This window comes from Allosaccharopolyspora coralli (assembly GCF_009664835.1).
In the GTDB taxonomy this organism is placed as follows: Bacteria; Actinomycetota; Actinomycetes; order Mycobacteriales; family Pseudonocardiaceae; genus Allosaccharopolyspora; species Allosaccharopolyspora coralli.
On the sequence record NZ_CP045929.1, the window covers coordinates 2,691,637 to 2,712,224 of the forward strand.

At 67.9% G+C, this 20,588-nt stretch carries 20 protein-coding genes; 17 read left to right on the forward strand and 3 right to left on the reverse strand.

Going from position 1 to position 20,588, the window contains the following annotated elements:
• Positions 1-549: 549 nt before the first annotated feature.
• Together GIY23_RS12790 and GIY23_RS12795 are read right to left on the reverse strand one after the other, a co-directional pair.
• The gene (locus GIY23_RS12790) at positions 550-867 is read right to left on the reverse strand and encodes an RNA polymerase-binding protein RbpA (protein ID WP_154076866.1); all 318 of its coding nucleotides are present in this window, start codon (positions 865-867) and stop codon (positions 550-552) included.
• Between the two features lie 549 nt (positions 868-1,416).
• Complete coding sequence (locus tag GIY23_RS12795) at positions 1,417-1,797, reverse strand: hypothetical protein (protein ID WP_154076867.1); 381 nt, start codon at positions 1,795-1,797, stop codon at positions 1,417-1,419.
• Positions 1,798-2,606: 809 nt separating this feature from the next.
• Here GIY23_RS12795 and GIY23_RS12800 point away from each other — a divergent pair.
• Positions 2,607-3,848 carry a helix-turn-helix domain-containing protein gene (locus GIY23_RS12800; protein ID WP_154076868.1) on the forward strand — a complete coding sequence of 414 codons (1,242 nt, stop codon included), beginning with the start codon at positions 2,607-2,609 and terminating at the stop codon, positions 3,846-3,848.
• A gap of 20 nt (positions 3,849-3,868) precedes the next feature.
• Positions 3,869-4,345, forward strand: coding sequence for an NUDIX domain-containing protein (locus tag GIY23_RS12805; protein ID WP_154076869.1), 477 nt, complete (start codon positions 3,869-3,871; stop codon positions 4,343-4,345).
• On the opposite strand, the gene GIY23_RS12810 is transcribed toward GIY23_RS12805, so the two are convergent.
• Complete coding sequence (locus tag GIY23_RS12810; RefSeq protein ID WP_187351863.1) at positions 4,342-6,684, reverse strand: AAA family ATPase; 2,343 nt, start codon at positions 6,682-6,684, stop codon at positions 4,342-4,344. The genes GIY23_RS12805 and GIY23_RS12810 overlap by 4 nt on opposite strands.
• A 250-nt stretch (positions 6,685-6,934) precedes the next feature.
• On the opposite strand from GIY23_RS12810, the gene GIY23_RS12815 reads away from it, so the two are divergent.
• The 15 genes from GIY23_RS12815 (at position 6,935) to GIY23_RS12885 (ending at position 19,603) form a co-directional block, all read left to right on the forward strand.
• Positions 6,935-7,564: a hypothetical protein gene (locus GIY23_RS12815; protein WP_154076871.1), complete on the forward strand. Its 630-nt coding sequence runs from the start codon at positions 6,935-6,937 to the stop codon at positions 7,562-7,564.
• Positions 7,565-7,760: 196 nt separating this feature from the next.
• Entirely contained in the window at positions 7,761-8,798 is a 1,038-nt protein-coding gene (locus GIY23_RS12820) for a diguanylate cyclase (RefSeq protein WP_228717263.1), read from the forward strand.
• Positions 8,799-8,925: 127 nt separating this feature from the next.
• Positions 8,926-9,552 carry an A24 family peptidase gene (locus tag GIY23_RS12825; protein ID WP_154076873.1) on the forward strand — a complete coding sequence of 209 codons (627 nt, stop codon included), beginning with the start codon at positions 8,926-8,928 and terminating at the stop codon, positions 9,550-9,552.
• A 48-nt stretch (positions 9,553-9,600) separates the two neighbouring features.
• A complete protein-coding gene (locus GIY23_RS12830; RefSeq protein ID WP_154076874.1) occupies positions 9,601-10,116 on the forward strand; it encodes a hypothetical protein in 516 nt (171 codons plus the stop codon).
• Complete coding sequence (locus GIY23_RS23030; protein WP_228717264.1) at positions 10,116-11,051, forward strand: hypothetical protein; 936 nt, start codon at positions 10,116-10,118, stop codon at positions 11,049-11,051. Before GIY23_RS12830 ends, GIY23_RS23030 begins: the two co-directional genes overlap by 1 nt.
• Before the next feature lie 66 nt (positions 11,052-11,117).
• Entirely contained in the window at positions 11,118-11,807 is a 690-nt protein-coding gene (locus tag GIY23_RS12840) for an SAF domain-containing protein (protein ID WP_154076875.1), read from the forward strand.
• 31 nt (positions 11,808-11,838) lie between these two features.
• Positions 11,839-12,684 carry a hypothetical protein gene (locus GIY23_RS12845; protein WP_154076876.1) on the forward strand — a complete coding sequence of 282 codons (846 nt, stop codon included), beginning with the start codon at positions 11,839-11,841 and terminating at the stop codon, positions 12,682-12,684.
• Entirely contained in the window at positions 12,684-14,048 is a 1,365-nt protein-coding gene (locus tag GIY23_RS12850) for a CpaF family protein (protein ID WP_154076877.1), read from the forward strand. Before GIY23_RS12845 ends, GIY23_RS12850 begins: the two co-directional genes overlap by 1 nt.
• A complete protein-coding gene (locus GIY23_RS12855; RefSeq protein WP_154076878.1) occupies positions 14,042-14,893 on the forward strand; it encodes a type II secretion system F family protein in 852 nt (283 codons plus the stop codon). The genes GIY23_RS12850 and GIY23_RS12855 overlap by 7 nt, the downstream gene beginning before the upstream one ends.
• Positions 14,893-15,780 carry a type II secretion system F family protein gene (locus GIY23_RS12860; protein ID WP_154076879.1) on the forward strand — a complete coding sequence of 296 codons (888 nt, stop codon included), beginning with the start codon at positions 14,893-14,895 and terminating at the stop codon, positions 15,778-15,780. Before GIY23_RS12855 ends, GIY23_RS12860 begins: the two co-directional genes overlap by 1 nt.
• 56 nt (positions 15,781-15,836) lie before the next feature.
• The gene (locus GIY23_RS12865; RefSeq protein ID WP_154076880.1) at positions 15,837-16,067 is read left to right on the forward strand and encodes a hypothetical protein; all 231 of its coding nucleotides are present in this window, start codon (positions 15,837-15,839) and stop codon (positions 16,065-16,067) included.
• A 16-nt stretch (positions 16,068-16,083) separates the two neighbouring features.
• On the forward strand, positions 16,084-16,473 hold the full coding sequence (locus GIY23_RS12870; RefSeq protein ID WP_187351865.1) for a TadE/TadG family type IV pilus assembly protein: 390 nt from the start codon (positions 16,084-16,086) through the stop codon (positions 16,471-16,473).
• A gap of 3 nt (positions 16,474-16,476) precedes the next feature.
• Positions 16,477-16,911, forward strand: coding sequence for a TadE/TadG family type IV pilus assembly protein (locus tag GIY23_RS12875; RefSeq protein ID WP_154076882.1), 435 nt, complete (start codon positions 16,477-16,479; stop codon positions 16,909-16,911).
• Positions 16,908-17,318, forward strand: a complete 411-nt coding sequence (locus GIY23_RS12880) for a hypothetical protein (RefSeq protein WP_154076883.1) — start codon at positions 16,908-16,910, stop codon at positions 17,316-17,318. The genes GIY23_RS12875 and GIY23_RS12880 overlap by 4 nt, the downstream gene beginning before the upstream one ends.
• The gene (locus GIY23_RS12885) at positions 17,315-19,603 is read left to right on the forward strand and encodes a LysM peptidoglycan-binding domain-containing protein (protein WP_154076884.1); all 2,289 of its coding nucleotides are present in this window, start codon (positions 17,315-17,317) and stop codon (positions 19,601-19,603) included. The genes GIY23_RS12880 and GIY23_RS12885 overlap by 4 nt, the downstream gene beginning before the upstream one ends.
• Positions 19,604-20,588: the final 985 nt, after the last annotated feature.

Genomic DNA, 20,588 nt, shown 5'->3' on the forward strand with positions numbered 1-20,588 from the left:
GCGGCTTCCGGCCGGTCTGTGCTGCTAGCGCGGTGATCGACATCCCTGCCTGATAACGGGCGACCAGTGCCCGGTCCTTGACAGTGCGGCTCAGGTCGTCGGGGTTGAGGCTGATCCCGCCTTCGGCCAACAGCCGACGAACGAGGACAGAGCGCCGTCCCACAGCTTCGGCCAGGTCCTCGACAGAGACCTCGCCCGTACGGAACCGGGCCGCCAAGAGCTGAGCGAACTCGCGACGCTTCTGGCCACGAAGTTCAGTGGGGCGTGCGTTAGCCACTGTGCTGCCATCTCCTAACCTTGCGATGACGAAGCACCAGATCCACTGGTGCAAGGACAGGACGGACCGGTCGGGTGCTCATGGGGGTCGGTGTGCACCCAACCGGCCGACGACGCGACCGGAATGGGGACGGGCCGCGCCGAATCGTTCGAGTCGCTGGAGCGGCGACACGGAACCGAGTTGGACGCCCGCCCGGGACGTCGTTGTCCCGGGCGGGCACGGACGCATGTCGGCCGGGGAAATCGACATGCGCCCGGGTCTCAAGGAACGGGTCAGCCACGAAGGAGCCGCAACCGCTCCGCAAGGAGGTCTTCTAACTCGGGGATGCTTCGGCGTTCGAGCAGCATGTCCCAGTGCGTACGGGCGGGTTTCGCGTGCTTCTGCTCGTGCTCCGGCTCGTGGAGGATCGTTGCTTCCGTGCCGTGCTGGCGGCAGTCCCACACAGCAGGTGCGTCCACATCGGACGCGAGCGGCACCTCGAAGGTGTGGCCGTGCGCGCAGGAGTACCCGACGCTCCGGCGCCCGGCGGGCTCGTAGGACCCGGGATGCTCGTAGGACGTCCGACCGTGGCGGTCTCCCCGGAGTTTCACGCCGCCACCCCCAACCCACGATCGACCGGGCCTGATGCGGGAACACGGAGGTATCGCACCGAGGCCAGCTCCGCCCCGGTCTCGCACTCGGATGTTGTCGGAGGCAGTGCCAGGGCAGGCAGCAGCACTGTCGGTGTCTCCGCACACGGATCAACTTCCGGCCACACCGGGGACAATGCCCAAACAGGCGGCGCGCGGAACACGCGCGGCACTGCGTATCCGAGCGCGTCCAAACACGCCGGACACACCGACCGTCCGGCCTCCACCACACCCACCGGGATCGGCGGAGCTACGGCAATGCGGCGATGCACCGGACTCTGCACGGTGCCGTGAACGATATGCCCACACAGCATCTCCATCGACCGACCGCAGGCCGACACCAACGCGGCGTGCCACCGTGATTCGCCCACCGCCGCTACCCACGCACGCACCATCACCGCGTACTCCGCTCGTGGTCGCCTTGTCGGCGCTGCACGTCCCGCGCGGTGAGACAGTCGATCCCGACTGCCAACGCCAGCGCCACCACGACGACGAACAGCATCGCGCCCGTCATGCCGTCGCCTCAGAGGTGGCGCGCTCGCGGTGTTTGCCGAGTTCGCGGTACAAGTCCTCGGTTTGGGATGAGTCAAGGACGAAGAACTCCCCATCCGGCGTCAGTACAGATAACCCACTGCCGCCCAACGCATCGCTCAAGCGGAGAACGCGCTCACGACTGGCGACATCGCGGCAGCCAACGGTGATCATCTCAACCCTGGTCACAGCTATCCTTCCTGCTGCTGATCGACCGACCATGCGTTGCCGCCGGAGGCATTGGCACCTGGCCGGATTCATTGACGTCACCGCGCCGGTCTGAAACAGCAGTGACGCGAGAAGATCGCGCTCGACCGGTGGCGAATGGATGAGGTTCGACAGATGTGGAACCTGGCCCATCGATCGCGGCGTCTAGAAATCCCAGTTCGTCTCTCGTGCGTCGAGCTTGCCGACTTCCCGACAGCACTTCGGGCATCGGCCGTTCACCCGTTTCGACTTGGGTACGCGATCGTTCGGGGTGGGCATCGGAACCTTAAACTCGCATCCGCCAACCGCCTCGACCAACTGGCCATGCACCAACGCACCGGGCCGCTTCGTCGTCGCATGACGCACAAGCACACCTGTTTCCGGCGGCGTCGAGGGACAGATCCACCACACGAAAACTGTCGCCGTTGCACATGATGCCGCGTCTGTTTCACGATTCATAATTGGTCTTTCCCTGCGAATTTGCCGCTCCTGGTGCACATGCGAAACAACAGCCGCGCACGTTCCGATTCGCCTTGTCGGCTCCCTGAATAACGGTCGATTCAGGATCTCCTGGCCGACACGGAATTCTCTCAATCGTCGTGGCCACCTCCCGCCTGTATTGTTGTGATCTTCGCCAGGTATGAGAGGTGCAGTCGGATCGCATCCATGAGCCTGATCGCTTGCATCGGTGTTAGGTGGACGACGACGTCACCGCTGAGACGCAGAGTGAGCAGTCCTTCTCTGCGGTCCACGGTCAATCCGGCGTCGGTGCCGTTGCCATGCGGTTTCGGTACGGCGTGCATAGGAACCACCATTGCCCACACGGAAAGGGACCGGAATGTCTCCGGCTGGTCGTTCAGAGAACGCAGATCGCGCCAACTAGTCGTTTTACGACCAGTTGGCGGCGGTCGGACGTGTTTGCCGGTTAGTACCGTTACGCTTGCTGCATCGCGCACGGACGCATGAGCAGAGAGGCTGTGGAAGTTGTGGACGGGCAGGTGATCGGCAACAACATCGCACGTCTGCGCCATGCCCAAGGGATTACGCAGGAGGATCTGGCCACACGCTCAGGGGTCTCCGTGGTGACGATCAGTCGCTTGGAACGAGGGCACCGCAACATGGTGCGGTCTTCCACAGTCGTCCGGCTGGCAGCCGCCCTGGATGTCAAGCCAGCGATGCTGTATCACCACGAACGCACCTCACCCGCCGTCGGCGCGGACGTCCATCGGCACGCCGCAGCGTTGCGCAGAATGATTCGTGGAAACACGAGCGATGCCCTGGACTTCGTCGAGGACGTCGATGTCAGCCCGAGCGCGTCCCTGCGCGCCGATACGTCGCACGCCTGGCAGGACTACCTCAGCGGTCACCACGCCGCGCTGCTAGACGCCCTGCCCGCCCTGTTCGCCGACGCACGCCGCGCCGTGCACGCGGCATCAGGGGATGCCGCCGCAGACGCACAAGAGATCTTGTGCGTGGCCTACCGCCTGGCCACTGGCCTGGCTGGGCGACTCGGCCTAACCGATCTGGCACTATTTGCCGGTCACCGGGCACTGGACACAGCGAGGCTGACCCGCGAGCCCGCCATCGAATCGGCAGTGGCGACGCGGTATCTCGTATGGGTGCTCGTCCGCCAGGGCGAGTACTCGGAAGCCGAGCAGATCGCCGTCTCAACGGCGGAGCGCCTGGACCCCGGGCTGGCCACACCCGACCCCGAGACACTGGGCGTGTTCGGAAACCTTCTCTTCAACGCAGCCACCGCTGCCTTACGACGCGGGAATGGCCAACGCGCCGACGACCTCCTCACCGTCGCCCGAGCCGCTGCACTGCGTTCAGGCCAGGATCGGGTCACCGAGACCGGCATTTTTGGTCCTCGGTCGGCCGCGATCCAGCACCTCGACCACACGATCCGTGCCGGTGATCCAGAACGCGCGCTCCGTCTCGCCATCGACATGCCACCCTCAGCGGGCGCTGTACCCGCGTTCTGGGAGGCGGGCCACCAACTTCACCTCGCCTCCGCAGCCGCCGATGTCGGCCTAGCCGATACGGCCCTCGACAAGTTGCTCACCGCTCGCGACCTCGCGCCCGACTGGGTGGCAGTACAACCACTCAGCGCCTCGATCGTCCGCGACCTGCTTCCGCACTGCCCAAAACGCCGACGCCCCGAACTCACCGCGATAGCCGCGCACGACGGCTGCACCGACTAGCCCGCCAGGTTGGAATCCCCATGTGGTCAGACACCATCCCCGACACCTTCACCCAAGCCTATGCCGCCTCCGCCGCACTGTTCACGGACGACGCGGGACGACTGGTCGCTGTGAAGCCCACGTACAAGAGCACCTGGGACATCCCCGGAGGCTTCATCGACAAGGGCGGAGAAACGCCACACCAAGCCTGCGTTCGAGAGGTCGCCGAAGAACTCGGGCTGACCACGAACCCACGGTCCCTACTGGCGATCGACTGGGCACCCTCTGAACGGGAAGGCGACAAAGTCTTCTTCCTATTTGACGGCGGCAATCTCACAGCGGACCAGCTCGCGAGCATCACGCTGCCCGCCGATGAACTCGAATCGTTCGCGCTGATCACACCGGATCAGTTCCCCGACCGGTTCGTCCCTCGCCTCGCCAACCGAGTCAGCCACGCACTCGACGCCAAACACCACGGCCATGCCGCCTACCTCGAACACGGCCAGCGGCTCTTCTAGCCGGGAAGTTGGTCGAGGCGTTGACGGAGTTCGGCTTCGCGGGGGTCGCTGAGGCTGTCGGCGATGCTGACGGCCAGGCGTAGGTGATGGCGTGCTTCGTCGGAGGTGACGCAGTCAGCGAGGGTGGATAGGGCGGCAATGCGATACCAGTCAGCGTCGTGGTCGCGTGCGTGTTCGTCGGCCGTGCGTGCGGTCTCGGCTGCCTCGTCTGGGCGGTCGAGGTGGAGTTGGGCGTCGGCCAGAGCGGTCCCGATATAGCTGGTGATCGCCGGGTCGCCGACCTCGGGGGCTTGGTCGAAGGCTTCTTGGAGGAAGGCGGCGGCGGTGTCCCAGTCGCCTCGTCGGGCGTGCAGGCCGCCGTAGAAGGCTTTCCCGAGCACGACCCCGGCCGGGAAGCGAATGGACTCGTGAGCTTCGACGGCTTCATCGATCAGTGGCGTGATCTCGTCGTCGGTGGCTCCGGCAGCGAAGGCGAACCGTGCTGCGTTGATTGCCGACCAGCCGATGTCGCGGACGTGGCCGAGGTCGCGGCGGTGGTGCAGCGCGGTGAGCAGATGCCCAACGGCGCGGTCGAAGTCGCCCCTGTCTCCGGCCACAAGTCCGCGTGCTTGGTGCATCCACGCGATCCCTTCGGTGTCATTGGCCTGTTCGGCAGCGATGAGTGCGTCGCGTGCGGCGCGGTCCCAACTGGACAGTGGTTTGGCGATGAACACGTAGTTGAGTGCCACGGCCACCAACTGCCAGGCCAGCCTGGTCCAACCACGTTCGAGGGCGGCGTGGATCGGGGCGGGGTCGTTGTGCCAGTGGGCGTCGGTCCAGGCCATGCCTTCGACGTAGTTGGCGATCACCGGTGGTTCGACGTCATCGGGGCAGGGCACCAGGTTCAGCGGGGTGTCGTCGCGCCCGGCGATGTGGATCGCCGCGCGGGCGCTGCCGTGCAGGATCCAGGTCAAGCCTCGGTAGACGGCCGCGTCCCGCTCCTCGGCGCTGTCCATGCGGCGGGATTCGCGGCGGGCGAAGGCCAAGTGCAGGTCGTGGTAGCGCCAGCCTCCACCGACGGAGTTGAGCAGACACGCATCTGCGGCGCCGTTGAGCAGGCGTCGACTCACGGGCTGGGAGCGGCCAATCATCGCAGCGGCCTGCCCGAGACTCGGCGTGCCGCTGGTCAGCGCACACAGTCGCCACGCTTGCTGCACGTCGTCATCGAGTTCGGCGTAGCTGCGGCGGGTCGCACGGTCGATCGGGCTGAGTTCGTCTAGTTCGGCGTAGGCGCGAGCCATCTGCATGATCGTCTCCTCCGTTTCGTGCTGGCGTGCATCGAGCCCGGCAACCTGCAACGCCAACGGCAGGCCACCGCAACGCGGGATGAGAGGCGCCAGCGCCTCGGTGCTCATGCCGGACTGCACAGCGAGCAATTCGGCTGCGTGGGTGTCGTTGAGGGGCCGCACCTCGTGCTGGATCGCACCGGTGACGTCGGTCAGACGATCACGGGTGGTGACCACAACGAGGCTGCTCCCCGAGGCGGGAATCAACGGGCACACTTGTTCGCGGCGCGCGTTGTCAATGAGGATGACCAACCGTTGCTGTTCGGAGGTAGTGCGCCACACTCCGATGAGTTCGTCGAGGTCACCGCCGAGCGCTTGCGCGGCGGTGTTCAGGCTCCGGCACCAGTTCCGGAGAACCCCGTCGAGCGGTTTGGGATCGAGTTCGTCGTCCCACCCACGAAGGTCGGCGAACAGACTCGGCATCCCCTCAGCGAGCTGGTGCGCGACAGCCACGCCCAGCGCTGTTTTCCCGACTCCACCCGGACCGGTCAGGATCAGCACCGGCGGTGTCGTGCAGGTGCGGTCTGTTTCGGCGGCGATGCGGTGCTGGACTGTGGCGATCTCGTCGTCGCGGCCGACGAGCGGATGCTGCTGCGGCGGTAGCTGCCTGGGCACTGCCTGCGGCCAATGCTCCGACGGCTCGCGGAGTGCGGCGTACGCGGTGGTGATCTCGCGGTTGGCGTGCAGGGCTTCGTCGAGGCGTTCGGCGAGTTGCTGGCTCACGGCACGTGTGCCGCTTTCCAAGTGGAAGATCATCGTGTGGGTGACGTGAACGCGTTGGGCCAGCCCGCGAATGCTGAGCGGGTCATCCGGGTTGGTGGGACTGGGCTGTGCGAGCCGTCGTGCGCGAAGTAGCTCGCCGAACGAGACGCGATCCACTCTCACCTCGCAGCGCTGTATCGGGTTGGTGTGTCCATTCAGGTCGTGTACTACACCACCACTGACACCGCTGAGGCGATACACCCACCCGAGTGATTCAGGGGTGTTTACCAGAATTGTTGACACGGTGAACACTGCCGATCTCGGCTCCACCGCGGCAAGACTCGACATCACTCACAACACACGAATGGCAGGCCGGGGTCTTTTCTGATCACCGCGTCAATCTGCGGTTGTGAGTACACAGTTCCGACGTCGATATGCACGAGCAGCCATACGGGGGTCGACAATGACGAGATCACTCATCCCACGGTCCGAGCAAGCACCACGCCACCGTGAGCCAGGCGCGGCCGAGCTACGCCTCGCCGGTACAGGAACGTCTCAGCGGATGCGCGGCCGGTCGGATCAACGCCCCGGGCTGAACACAACCGACCTCATCAACTCCTCCGGCGCGGAGATCGCATTCCTGCGCGATCGGCTTGCTGATGCGGAGTCGTTCATGGACACACTCGGCGCGTTCGTCGGCACGGAGCTGCACTTGGACCCGCCTCGACGGACGCACTGTTCGCTCGATGACGTGCAGAAGGTGTTGCTCTGCGAGGCGGCCGACATTCCCCATGACACCGATCCGGCCGAGATCCGCAGTCTCGTCCGCGGCCTTTACCACCGCCGCAGCTTGGTCCGAGCCGGTGTCACGGTCGTCGCCAGTGTCGAATCGATCATCATTCCGCGGCGCCTGCCAGTGGCGAAGGTGGACGGTCCGTCGGCGACCGATCTGTTGTTCAGCACGAACCTTCCGCTCGGCAAGGTGCTTGAGCCCTATGGTGCTCGTCGGCAGACCCACGATGTCGGGGTGCGTTGGTGGGCCAGCGACGACACCCCACCTAGCTGGGATACCGACATCCTGCGCATCACCGGGCAACTCGACCTCGAACTCCCGGTCGCTTGGCTGACCGAAACCGTCGATGCCAGCGCCCTACACCTCCACCGCGCGAACCGGATCGGAGCCTCACGGTGAGGGCCGCCCGCGCACCAAGCCCTTGGGGCATGTGTGGCTACAGGTTCAAGCCCTACGGCGAAATCCCATGATGAACAACAGCAATCACGCGCAGATCCGCTGCTGCGTTCAGGCGAGCGCGAACTGTCGAGCACGACATCATCTGGGGAGGGTGAACATGCAAGTACCGGACGGAACGAATTGTCGAGACTGCCCGATGTTGTGCTCCGGCGGTGGGGTCGACAAGTTGACCGGGTTGATTGGCCGTGAGACGTGGGATGCCCGCGCACATCGGATGGTGGGCTCGTGTCGGGACCGTGGCGTGACGGTGTCGTTGATCCTGGCTGACCTGGACGGTTTCAAGGCGGTCAACGATCGGTGGGGGCATCAGGCTGGGGACACGGTGCTGGCTGCCGTGGCCGACGTGCTGCGCAGGGTGGTGGGTGCGCAGGCGCTACTGGGCCGGTATGGCGGCCACGGTGGTGACGAGTTCCTGGTGCTGCTGCCGGACACCGACGAACGCACCGCTCGGGAGTTGGCCGAACGGATCCGGCTGCGACTGCGGAGTGTGGCACTGCGGCTGACCACCACTGCGGGCGATCACGCCCAGTTGAGTGGGGTGTCTGCGTCGTTCGGTGTCACCGCGTGCCGTGCGCAGGACGCGTTGTCGTTGGAGCAGTTGATCCTGTGTGCGGATGCGGGTTTGCAGAACGCAAAGTCCTGCGGACGGGACCACGTCTGTACCGAGCCTGCTATGCGGAAACCTCCCTCCACGGGCGGGATCGTGCACGCCGCTCCGAGGCCGACCGTTGACGAGTTGGCGACGGAGATGCTGGACCGGGACGCGTGCCTGTACCACCTGCTGAACTTCTGCCATGTCCTCCAGGGGCGTTGGTGTCCGGATGTGCTGCTGGCGTTGGCGGCGGGGCCACGTCGCTACAACGAGCTGTTGGCGGCGGTACGGGGCGCGCGGGTGGTGGATGGGTGGTCGGGGCGTAGTCGCCAGATTCAGCCCAGCATCCTGGCTCACACGGTGCGTCGGCTGGAGCGTGACGGGATGCTCCACCGCATCGTGGACGGCGACAGGGACCCACGCGCGGTGCGCTACGAACTCAGCCGCCCTGGGCACGATCTGCTCACCGCGATTGTCCCGGCGGTGTTGTGGAGCCGCGACCACTCCGAGGAGATCGGCCGCGCACAACAACGGTCTCGCCTCCCCCATGTGAAGCCGGGATTTCAGGGGAGATTCTCATGATCTCTTGGCAATGGACCTGTTTGCACCTTGAAGTCACCAATGGTCCCGCGTGTACACCGGAGGGCGTCGCCGGAGAGAAGCCGTTCGTCGCCGTCATTTCCGTCTGGTGCACGAGAGGAGGTGTGCCATGGCAGTACCGACAGTGGCGATCTGGTCCGTGATCGGGCTGATTTCCGGCCTGGGACTGGGAAAGCAGCTACATCCGTGGACCCCGCACGTGAGCCTCGTGAAAGCACGGGTGGCGATGGCGTTGGTGTGCGGTGGGGTGTCAGCGGCGGTGGGCTGGGGGTTCACCGGTGACCCGGCGGTGGTGGCGTGGTGGTGGCTGGCGATCCACAGCGTGGGCTTGTCGGTCGTCGACCTGGTGAGCCACCGCCTGCCGCGCCCCTGGGTCGTTATGACCGCGCAGGGCGGACTTCTCGTGTTCCTTGTCGTCACCTCGCAGTCGGGGGACGTGGGGCCGTTGTTGCGGGCGATGGCGGCGTGCATGGCGGTGTTCGCTGTCGGCCTGGTGTGGCACGACTTCGCTGGGAGTGATCTCGGGTTCGGCGACGTGACGGTCTTCGCCGTGGTCGCGTTCTACTGCGGCTGGCTGGGCTGGCGCGCGGTGGCCATCGGACTCGGCGCCGGAGTGCTGCTGCTGGGCGCGGTCGCCGCAGTCCTGTGGGCCGTGGGGGTGTGCGACCGCACGTCGCGGATCGCGGCCGGGCCGTGCCTGTTGGCGGGCCCCTGGGTCGCGGTAGCGATGTCGTAGAAGTGCACGACACGAACTGATCAAGAACAACGAATAGGAGCGTCCACAATGGTCATCAAGCAGTGTGTGGTGTGGTGCTGCGTGGGGATGAGTCTCGCGGCGTGCTCGGCACAGGCCCCACAGGCAGGACCGGGTGTGCCGACCATCGGCGCCCCACCTGCGCAGGGGGGCGAGCAGGAGGCGGTCACCGCCGTCTACACCGAGTTCTGGAAAGTGTCGTGGATCGGCAAGCGGGAGCCCGACGAACAGTGGGCACATGACGTCCGCGACGTGTCCGGAGACCCCATCGCCGGGCGGGTGATCGAACGGTCCCGCGCGCAACGCGCTTCCGGGGTCGCCTTGTACGGCACGGTCACCACCCGGGTCACCGATGTCCGTGTCGACGGCGACCGAGCCACGGTGACCGATTGCCAGGACGCCAGCCACTCCGGGCAGGCTGATGCCGCTACGGGCGAGCCCCGCACGGTCGGGGTAGCCCGCAACCCGGTGCGCGGCACCCTCACCCAGGTCCCCGGCCAAAGGTGGAAGGTCGTCGACATCACCTACCCAGGCGGTGACTGTTGATGCCGCGGCGAGCAATGAGCGCAGGTGCGGCGGCAGGGCTGATGCTGACGATGTTGGCCAGCACCCCGGGCGCGGCGCAGGGCGAGGTGGTGGTGGGCCCGGGTGATCACAGCGGGAACTTCGCACCACCGACCGTGGATCTGGGGGCGAGCAGTCCCGGCTCCCCGGGCAGCGAGGGCAGTCAACAGTCACCGGCGGAGTCCGGTTCGAGCCCGCAGACCGGGTCGGAGACAGGTGGCGGTGGGGAGGATCTTCCGGTGCCGTTGTTGAGTGCGGATTTCGGGGCGAACCCCCACGGGCCACCCGTCCCGATTAACGACAATCTGTCCTATCTGTGCATATTCCCGCAGAATCGGCACTTGTGCCGCCCCGTGGCCGCGCCGCCGCCAGGACCGGGTGGTGCGCCGGAGCCGGTGTTGCTGCCGAGCCCGGAGTTGTTGGCTCGGCAGGCGGCGGAGCAGTTGGTGTTGCCGTTGCCGGTGCCACGGCATTCGCCGGATCTGCGGCTGGCGGACGGCCGGGCGGCGACGGTGGTGGGTGAGCACACCTGGTTTTGGACCGACCCCGACACCTGGCGGGTCCAGCGGGAGCGGGTGCAGGCCGGGCCGGTGTGGGCCGAGGTCACCGCACGCCCGACCCGACTGCGCATGAACCCCGGCAACGGTGCCACGCCGGTGTCGTGTGCGGGCCCGGGCACACCGTATGAGCGGTCGTTCGGGTTGCACGCACCGTCGCCGGATTGCTCGCTGGTCTACGAGTCCTCGTCGGCCGGTCAGCCCGGCGAGCAGGTGACGGCCAGGTGGTCGATCACGTGGGAGATCACCTGGCGCGGCAACACCGGCACCGCACCCGTCGGCGGAGTCCTGCCGCCGATGACCTCCACCGCCGAAGCCCGCTTGGCCGTGGCCGAAGCACAAGCACTACGCACCGAATAGCACCATTCGAATAGCGGATCTTCCGCACTGTTTTTCTTTTCTTGTCTTTGTTTCTGGGAGAGAACTATGTCTATGACCGACATGCGCGCCCCGAATACCTCCAGCGCGCAAACCAATTCCGCCCCGCAGTCCGTGCGGCGCGAGAGTCCTCGGGTGCCGCGTCGGGGCCGCACCTGGCTGCTGGTGTCCGCCGTGGTGCTCGTGTGCGCGGCGGTGGCCGGTAACGCGTGGCTGTTCACCGCCGCCCACGCCGACGAGCCGATGCTGCGCCTGGCCCGCGACGTCGGCTGGGGACAGCGCATCGGCCCTAGTGATGTGACCACAGTGGACCTTCCCGCCTCGGCGCGGGAGTTCGCGATACCGGAGTCCGCGCGCGCCACGGTGTACGGGCAGGTCGCCGCCCGCCCGCTGCAAGCGGGCGCGTTGCTTGGGGATGCGGATGTCAGCGCACAAACCGTGCCCGGACCGGGTGAGCAGGTGGTCGGGATCCGCCTGGAACCGGGACGGATCCCCGCCCGCGGCCTACACCCGAACGATCTCGTCGCCGTCGTCCCCGTCACCGAACAGTCCAGTGTGGACACCGGGGGTGCGGTGTCGGGTGGTGGGGAGTTTCGGGCGCGGGTGGTGCAGTCCTCACCGCCGGATGCCGACGGCGCCGTGACTGTCGATGTCCTCATCGAGTCGTCCGTGCAGACCAAGGCCAGCGCCGCTGCTGCGGGTGGGGCGTTGGTGATCGTGCTCGGACCCCAACAGTGAACAACCCCGTTGCGACACATGGAGGTGTGTGATGGCTGTGATCAGTTTCCTGTCGGCGAAGTGCGCGCCGGGCGTGACCACGACGGTCGCGGCGTTGGCTGCGCTGTGGCCGGGCCCGGTGTTGGTCATCGATGCCGACCCTGACGGTGGCGACCTGCTGTCGGGATGGGCGGGGCCGTGGTTGGTGGACGGCCACATGGGGGCGGACAAGAGCGTGGTCAGTTTCGCCAGCTCGACCCGGCACATGACCGCGATTCCCGCCGAAGGACTCGCCGACCACGTCCAGTTGGTCCTGTCCAGTCCGCATGTGCGGCTGCTCAGCGGTGTCACGTCCCGGGCACAAGCGCAGGCCATCGGTGTGGAGGGCTGGCGACGGTTGGCGTCGGCGGCGGTGGAGCTGTCGACGTCCGGGGAGCCGGATGTGCTCGTCGACGCCGGACGGTGGGGCGCACAGACCCCGTGGCCGTTGCTCTCGGACGCGGACCTGGTCCTGGTCGGCGTGCGGCCGACTCTGCGGCACGTCACCGCCACGCTCCCGTTGGTGGACGCGTTGCGGGAGAGCGTGGCTGCCGAGCGTATCGGCGCGGCGGTGTCGGTCACGACGAGCCGGGAGGCCGACAACGTCGCCGAAGCCCTCGGTATCCCGGTAGGGGTGGAACTGCCCGACGATCCCGCCGGGGCTCGGATGTTCAGCGACGGCAGCGCCACGCACCCAGTCGCGAATCGACGGTCGCCGCTGGTGCGTACCGCAAGCACGGCCGCTCGCCGACTGCACCACCGCGTCAACCCCCACTCATCGACACGTCCCGAACCACACAGCGATGCCACCCAGGCGGCACGTCGCGCCCTGGTGGCCACCAGCACAGGAGGCCAGTGATGCTCCCTCACCCCGACGAATACCGAAACACCGAGGCGACGGCGGAGATGCGGGCGGTGCAAACGCTGCGGCAAGCCGTGGCCGCGCGACTCGGCGGCACCGACCCCGACCCGCAGGAACTCGACCGCCTCGTCGAGGAAGAAATCTCTGCGTGGACCCGGCAACGCGTCGCTGCGGGGCTCGCTCCGGTTCCGGTCGCCGACGAGCAGCGGCTGGCCGCTGCGGTCATCGCGGCCCTGTCCGGGCTGGGCGGGTTGCAGCCGCTGCTGGACCGAGACGACGTCGAGAACATCCACATCCACGGCCACGACCGCGTGTTCCTCGAACTCGCCGACGGCACCGTGCAGGAGCGGCACTCCCCGGTCGCGGCCTCCGACACCGAACTGGAGGAGATGCTGACCACCATGTTCGCCCGCCTCGGGCAAACCAGCCGCGAGTTCTCCCCAGCCCAACCGATCGGCACCCTCCGTTTGCCCGCGGGAGGCCCGCTCGGGGCCCGACTGGCCGCCGTCCGCGAGGTCACCGACCGGCCCAGGGTCGCGATCCGACGACACCGGCTGCACCACGCCACCCTCGACGATCTCCGCGCCAACGGCACCCTCGACGACCCGGTCCACCAGTTTCTGACCGCTGCGGTAGCCGCCGGGGCCAACCTGCTGGTGACCGGCGGGCCGTTCGCGGGCAAGACCACTCTGCTGCGCGCTCTGTGCCACCAGATCCCGCGGCTGGAGCACGTGATCACGGTCGAGGACGACCTCGAACTCGGGGTGCATCTGGACACCGGGAGGCATCCGTTGGTGACCGCGATGGAAGCCCGTGAAGCCAACGCCGAAGGCGCCGGGCAACTCACCCTCGACACCCTGTTGAAACAAGCCTTGCGACACTCGCCGTCGCGGGTGGTGGTCGGCGAGGTCCGGGCTGGGGAAATCACCGCGATGCTGCGTGCCCTTGGCAACGGCGCGACCGGCGGCATGGGCACGCTGCACGCGCTGTCGGCGCACGCGGTGCCCGACCGTATCGCCGCGCTCGGGCAACTCGCCGACCCGCCGCTGCCGATCGAGGCCGCGCACCGCTGGACAGCCTCCGCACTCGACTTCATCGTGCACTGCACCCGACGCGACACCCGCGACAGTCGGGAGCGGTTCGTCAGCGAGATCGTCGAAGTCGGCGCCCTCGGCGACGCCGCCACCCCCGACCTCACCACCCTGTTCGCACCCGATCCCGACAGCGGGCGAGCCAGGCCCGCGTGCCCACCCAGCCCACCGTTGCGGGCCCGGCTCCAGGAGCACGGACTCGATCCCACCCTGTTCCATCCCGACCAGCGGCTCCCGTTCGGCAACGGTGGAGGTGGGCCGACATGGTGACCACCGTGCTGGCCGGAGGATGCGGAGCACTCGCCGCCATCGGAGTGCTCCTGGCGCTGGCCGCCCACACCACCAGCCGTGAACGTCCCACGCGGCACCGCCGCCGCACCCAGGTCGTCCTCAGTGGACGGTGGCGGACCGTCGCGCTGGCGCTCGCTGCCGCGTGCGCCGCGTGGTGGGCCACCGGGTGGCCGGTCGCCGGGGTGGCTGCTACGGCTGGGGTGGTGTGGCTTCCGGTGTTGCTGGCGCCGTCGGCTCCTCGGGAGTCGATCGCGCTGGGTGAGGCGCTGACGTCGTGGACCCGCAGGGTGGCCGATCTGCTGGCCTCCGGCGCCGGGGGCCTCGACCACGCCCTGGCCCGGTCGGCGGCCACCGCCCCTGAACCGCTGACCGAACCGGTGCGCCGCCTCGCGGAAACCAGCCGTGCTGTCGGTGCGCACCGGGCGTTGACCGAGTTCGCCGACGACCTCGCCGACCCCTGGGTCGATGAACTCGTGCTCGCGTTGCTGTTGCGGTTGCGCACCGGCGGACGTGGGTTGGCCGATCTCCTGCACGCCCACGCCACCTCGCTGTCGGCGGCAGTGGCCGCGCGCCGGGAGGTCGAGGCCGACCGCGCGAAACCCCGCACCACCGTGCGCTGCCTGGTCGGCCTCACCCTCGCCATGATCACCGGACTCATGCTGTTCGCCCACGACTTCCTCACCCCCTTCAACAGCCCCTCTGGCCAAGTGGCGCTCGCCGGAATCTTCGCGCTCATGGCGGCTTCCCTGAGGTGGATGCACCGCCTGGCCTCCACTACCCCGGCCTGCCGCTACCTCGGACGCCCCAGCGAAGGGAGCACCTGATGCTGCTGCTGTCCCTGGCCCTCGGGCTCCTGTTCGGTCTCGGCCTCGTGCTCGCTGTGCGGGCCGTCGCGGGCCCCGCGCCGATGGATCTGGCCGCCGCCTGCGCCCAACTCCACCAACCCCACACCGGTACCGGTTCGCGGTGGGGGTGGCGCGCCCGCACCGACCGCGCCCTCCACCACCTCACTCGGCGCGCCGAGCACACCGCGCACCCCTGGCTCGGCGTCCCGACCAGTGATCTCGACCTACTCGACCGCACACCCTCGAACTACGTGCTGCACCGTCTCCGCAGCACCGCCACGTCCACCGGTATCGCCCTAGTAGGCGGAGTGATCCTCGGCGCGCTCGGCATCCCCGGCGTCCTGGTGCTCCTACTGGTGGTCGGCGCTGCGGTGTTGGGGGCGATGCTGCCCGCCTGGCAGGTCCGCGACCAGGCCCGTGTGCGTCGACAGGACGCGCGGCGGGGGCTGGCGGTGTATCTCGACCTCGTGGCCCAAGAACGCGCCACCGGTCGCGCACCCAGCCAAGCCCTCCGCGAAGCCGCCGACACCGGCCACCACTGGCTGTTCACCCGCCTCCGCTACGCCCTCGCGCACGCCGACCGCATCGGCCAACCACCCTGGGACGCCGTCCGCGACCTCGGGGCCCGGCTGCGGATCACCGATCTGACCGACCTTGCCGACCTGGCGGCCACCGCCGCTGACGGGGCGGCGATCTACACCAGCCTGCGCGCCAAAGCCACCAGCCTGCGCCACAGCACGCTCTCCGACGACAAGGCCGAAGCCAACGCCCGCAGCGAACGCCTCACCCTCCCCGTCACCGTCTTGCTCGTCGGGTTCCTGCTGCTCGTGCTCTACCCGACAGCGCTACGTCTGCTGACTGCGTGACCGATTGTCCCTGCACCACAACCGAAACCACACCCAGTTGGAAGGTCGTGATCGTCATGTTCCGCAACCCCGTCCCCGCCGTCCGCGCTGTGCTGCTGGTGCTCGCGGCGTGGATCGTTCTCGCCCCGCGCGCATTGGCCGACTGGGCACAACGCGTCGCCGCCGATGACGAGGGCTCGGAGACCACGGAGAAAGCGGTGCTCACCGCTATCGGCCTGGCCGTGGCGGTCGGGCTCGGTGCCGCGATCACCGGCGTGGTCAACAAATACCAAGGACAAATCCACTGACATCCAGGAAAACACCATGCCCACGACGCAGAAGCGGAACGCCGATCGTGGTTCGTCCACTGTGGAACTCGCGATCCTCGCCCCACTACTCCTGATGCTCGTGCTGACCGTGCTGCAAGCCGGGTTGTGGTGGCACACCCGCACCGTGTGCCTGCACGCCGCCGAACGCGGCCTCACCACAGCGCGCACCCTGCACGGCACCAGCGGTTCCGCGCACGCCGCCGCGCACTCCTTCGCCGCCCGCCACGCCGACGCCCCGAGCGTCGACGTTCAGCGCGACGACGAGCGCGCCACCGTCCGGGTGACCGCGACAGCACCGCTGGTGCTGCCCATCCCCGGGCTGCCCACCCGCGTCACCCACCACGCCAGCGGCAGCGTCGAGACCTTCACAACACCGGAGAACTAGGCCATGACCACCCGAACCGCACGCGAGGACACCGGCGCGACCAGCATCGAACTCGCCGTGCTCACCCCCGTTGTGCTGCTGGTGCTCGCGCTGGTGATCGCCGGGGCGCGGATCGTCACCGCCCACGCCGCGCTCGACCACGCCGTCACCGCCGCCGCCCGCTCCGCCTCCCTGGCCCGCAGCCCCACCACCGCCGTCTCCACAGCCCGCGACACCGCCCTCCACGGGCTCGCCGACCAGGCGTTGCACTGCCATGGCCACACCACACAGGTCGACACCAGCGGGTTCGGCACCCGCGCGGGCACTACTGGCCGCGTGACCGTGACCCTGGACTGCCCCGTCCCCCTCGGCGATCTCCTACTCCCCGGAATTCCCGGTGTTATCGAGCTGTCCACGTCGTTCACCAGCACGGTTGATCCGTTTCGGGGGCGCACATGACACGCCACCCGCACCGCGACACCGGCTCGGTCAGCGTGCTGCTCGCCGTCCTCGTGCCGTGCCTGTTGTTGGTGTTCGCGCTCGTGGTCGACGGCACCGACCGGCTGCGTGCCCAAGCGCGGGCCGATGCTGTGGCCACCGAAACGGCCCGCGCCGCCCTGGCCGCCGTCGACACTCGCGGCCCAACCGTCACCCTCGACCGCAGCACCGCCACCACGGCAGCACGGCGCTCTCTGGCTGCGGCCGGGCACACCGGCACCGTCGGCCTCGACGGCTCCACGGTGCGGGTCACCGTGACCCATCAGTCTCCGGCGGCGATCGGGCTGCTGTGGTCGACCCATCACGTCACCGGCCAGGCCACCGCCGACCTCACCGTGGCCACCAGTACACCCAGGACCCAGCGATGACACTCCACACCGGACACACCCGCCAGCTCGTGCGACGACTCGCCGCAGCCACCGGGATCTGCGCCCTGCTCGTCGCCACCCCCGCTCTACTGAGCGTCTTCGCCGGGCTCGTCCCACCCGTGATGATCACCTGGCCCCCAGCCGACACCGGGCCCTTCGCGGCGCCGCTGACCGAGCAATGGCGCGGATGGGTATACGAGACGTACCACGCGCTGCGCCTGGACCTCGGGCTCTCCGGACTCGTGCTGCTGGCGGTGCTCGGCGCCGGATGGAGCACCTGGGCGGCTGCGGTGTGGTGGACCGTCTGCGACCTCGCAGCGCTGGCCCGACACGGCGCCCACCACTTCCACCAACGCACCGGCCCACGCGGCTGGGTCACCGCCCTGCTGACCACCCTCGTGCTCACCAGCATCGCCGCACCCGCCCACGCCACACCCAACAACCCCACCATCACCCGCAGCATCGAACCCGAGCATGGCGATGCGCAGCGCACCCCCGAACGCAGCGACGTCGCCGCCCCGCTGGGTGCGGGCGGGCACCCCGACCCGCCCGCACCCAGCACCCCCGACGATCAGCAGCCGACCTACCGCGTCCAACCCGGGGACACCCTCACCAGCATCGCCGCCATCCACCTCGGCCACCCCGACCACTGGCACACCCTCGTCGAGCACAACCCGTACATCGACGACCCCAACCACCTCGAACCCGGGCAACTCCTCACCCTCCCTGAGTCAACCGGCGGCGCTGGGCCGACCTACACCGTGGCCGTGCAGCCCGGTGACACACTGTCCACAGTGGCCGAACGGGAACTCGGAGACCCGGAACAGTGGGACGAGCTGTTCACCCTCAACGCCGGACGCACCCAACCCGACGGACTCACCCTCGCCCACCCCGACATCCTGCTGCCCGGATGGCAACTACTCGTCCCCGACTACACCCCACCCGAACCCGCCGACGAACCGCCACCAACACCACAACCCACGACGCCCCCAGCGAACGCCGCGCGGCCCGCCCCGGTGCCCGACGGATCCCAGCCGTCTCAGCACGACGCCGCGGTAGCGGATCCTGGTGCCGAAGCACTCGCCGCCACCACGAGCGCGGCGCTGGCCGCAGTGACCGCCGCAGCCTGGCACCAACACCACCGCCGACGTCCCGCGCGCCGCGCCGACACTGCTGCGGAGTGCGGCTACCAGGGTCCCGTTCCCGCTGTCCACTCGATCTCTCTCGCCCCGAGACGTGCTCAGCCGGCCAACACTGAGACTCCGCGCGAGACAGCGCTCGACACGGTCACTGCGACGCCGACCTCCGAAGCGGGTGTCACCGAGTCTGAGCCGGACGTCGAGGACCACGTCATCGACGAACCATGCTCGCCCGCCCAACCCACCGACGAGACGCCCATCCCAGATCGCTGGGAGCGCGAGACGGCATTGAGCCAGCAGCAGGAGCCAGAACCCGCCGCCCCGGATCTGCCTGCCTTCTCGGCGTGGAACGAGGCCGACGAGGCCGTGGACGACGAGCGTCGGCCGCTGGGGTTGAGCATCTTGGGGCGTCTCAGGCTGATCCACCGTGACGGCACGAGCGAACCGTCTGAACTCACCAGCAGCCTCACCCGCAAACAGACCAAGCTGCTGCTGTTCGTCGCCCTGCACCCGCAGGGCACCACCCGCGAAGCCGTGCGCGCCGCGCTGTGGTCCGACACGTTCGGAACCCGCCAGTTCAACGTCTTCTACGCCGCGGTCTCCCAAGTCCGCAAAGCACTCCGTCCCCACCTAGACCACTCCGAGCCCGAGGCCGAGGCCGAGTTGGTCCTGTCCGAAGGGGACCGCGTGCGCCTCAACCCCGACCTCGTCGACGTCGACTACTGGCACCTGCTCGACACCGACCACGCACGCCGCAACACCACCGACACCGAACAACTCCACGCCTGCACCACCCTCGTGCAGTGCTACCACGGCGAACTCGCCGCAGGGCTCAGCGACCCCTGGCTCGAAGCACCCCGCGAAGCCGCCCACCGCACCGTCCTCGACGCCTTAGCCGCCCTCGCCGCCCATTACCGCGACACCGACCCCGAACGCCGCCTGCACACCCTCGAACACGCACGCCTGCTCGACCCCACCAACGAAGCCGTCTACCGCGACATCATGCGCACCCAAGCCACCTTGCAACGCCACGAAAGCATCAACGCCACCCTGCACCTCCTCACCACCACCCTCGCCGACATCGGCCAACGCCCCCACGACAGCACCCATCAACTCGCCGACGCCCTCCAGCGCTCCCCGCAGTAGTAGGCCGCTCGATCAGACGGAGGTCGCTGTCGCGGTCCGGGATGCTCGACCGGGACCGGTGCGGCGCATGACGTCGCCGAGGATGTAGGTGATGCTGTTCGGCGTCACCTGCTTGACCGCTTCGGTCATGGCCGGTGAGCAGTCGATCCCATCCCCATACCGACCCGGTGAGCAAGTTCGGCAGCCACACGCGCCACTGCCCACCACATCGAGCCCCCGCTGCCGGGAACGGGAAGATGCCGAATAAGCAGAAGGTGGTGGTAGCTGTTGCGTTTCCAGTCCGGCCAACCCATATACTCATTCGTACCGCACGGGCGGCCGACCGAAATCACCGCGCCGGATAGAGCTGCGACCGCGCGTTCGCCAATTTGACCCCGCGTACTCGGCGGCATAGTCGAACCCTTTCCCGTGCAGTCGCAACGTCATTGTTCCATCCGAACAATCTCGGCGGCTCGCGGTGCGGAATCGGATTCGGTTAGGGAATAGGGCGACGGAATTCTTCTGCGGGATGTGTCTGTGCTGTGCGCAAGGGCACGCGCCCCCGGTGCCGTCGCGAACCGGCAGGCCGATCCGGGGACCTATCGGTTGTCCGATCCGTTGTCCTTTCGGTTGCCCTGCCAAGCAAGAACCCCTCATACCGCGTGTTGTGGCTGGCCAGTGGCCTTGGCGGGGTGTCCTGCGCGTGCCCAGCCTCGGTACCCCACGGGAACTCGTAGACGACAGGAAGAGGAGTGTGAATGCTACGGAAGGGGAGGTAAACGAACGAATTTGTCGACAGCGCCGGACACCTTCTCTGTGTCGTATAGGGTTCTGGATAGATGCTCCTTATTCTATTCTCTGACGTCTCGAATTCGTTTCTCCGTCCTCCTTGCCTCGGTGGCCATTCCTTCGCCGTCTGCCGCCGCTGCGCACGGGTGGTGACACGTCGAATCGAGGCCCAAAATTCCGGTCGATAGGTATTGTCTCAGCGCCTCGGCCGGCGCTA